The following is a 249-nucleotide window of genomic DNA, read 5'->3' on the forward strand; positions in this document are numbered from 1 at the left end:
TGTAGCATTACCACAATCATCGGTAGCAGTAAACGTTACTGTTACAGCAGCTGAACAATCATTAGCTAAAGCATTGAAATCATTAGTCCAAGTTACATTTGAACAGATATCAGAAGCTGAAGCACCACCATTATTGGCAATCCATTGTTGTAAAGCTTCAGTGTTTCCACCACCATCACATTGTACAACTAAGTCAGTTGCAGCAGTGTTGATAGTTGGAGCAGTAGTATCTTCGATAGTAAACGTTGC

Annotated in this window: 1 protein-coding gene; it reads right to left on the bottom strand. The window is 39.4% G+C overall.

The window, feature by feature from the left end:
* Window positions 1-249: hypothetical protein (locus L1S35_RS13275; protein WP_236401475.1), on the bottom strand; the 249-nt coding region annotated here is incomplete at both ends.

The organism is Flavobacterium anseongense (assembly GCF_021608185.1).
GTDB lineage: Bacteria > Bacteroidota > Bacteroidia > Flavobacteriales > Flavobacteriaceae > Flavobacterium > Flavobacterium anseongense.